The organism is Paenisporosarcina sp. P4_D4, from assembly GCF_056401835.1.
The window spans coordinates 1-896 of the sequence record NZ_JBFUIO010000357.1 but is presented as its reverse complement, the minus strand read 5'-3'; the positions used below and the strand labels follow the sequence as shown (position 1 = coordinate 896).

Genomic DNA, 896 nt, shown 5'->3' with positions numbered 1-896 from the left:
TTGATGACCATTGCCGTGATTGGTGCTGCTATTATCGGTGAATGGGGAGAAGGAGCTGTCGTCGTCTTTCTCTTTGCTATAAGTGAGGCATTGGAAAGTTATTCGATGGATAAAGCACGACAATCTATTCGCACGCTAATGGATATTGCACCAAATACTGCGATTATCAAACGCGGAAAGAACGAGTTCGACGTGGCGGTTGAAGACATTCAAATTGGCGATGTCATGATTCTGAAGCCGGGTCAAAAAATTGCCATGGATGGAGAGGTCATTCTTGGCCAATCATCCATTAATCAAGCATCTATTACGGGAGAATCTGTTCCGGTTCACAAAATGATCGGAGACGAAGTATTTGCAGGAACGTTGAATGAAGAAGGTTCATTAGAAGTTCGTGTAACAAAACGTGTAGAAGATACTACAATTGCCAAGATTATTCATTTGGTCGAAGAAGCTCAGGCTGAAAAAGCGCCCTCTCAACAATTTGTTGATAAGTTTGCTAAATATTACACACCAGCCATTATGTTGATTTCATTATTAGTTGCTGTGTTCCCTCCCCTATTCCTCGGTGGAGATTGGAGTGAGTGGATTTATCGTGGTTTGGCAGTCTTGGTGGTTGGATGCCCGTGTGCTTTAGTAGTATCAACTCCAGTTGCCATTGTAACTGCCATTGGAAACGCCGCAAGAAATGGTGTGTTAATTAAAGGCGGTATCCATTTAGAAGAAGCTGGTCGCTTGAAGGTTGTTGCATTCGATAAAACTGGAACTCTGACAAAAGGAACACCTGAAGTAACGTCTGTTGTTTCCCTATCAGAAATGAACATTCCGGAAATTCTGCAGCTTTCAGCATCCATCGAAAAGTTTTCTCAACACCCACTTGCATCAGCCATCTTGAAAGA

Annotated in this window: 1 protein-coding gene; it reads left to right on the top strand. The window is 42.6% G+C overall.

Annotation, left to right across the window (positions count from 1 at the left end; genetic code table 11):
* A partial coding sequence (locus AC1DSL_RS18800) for a heavy metal translocating P-type ATPase (protein WP_477533412.1) occupies window positions 1-896 on the top strand: 896 nt, incomplete at both ends.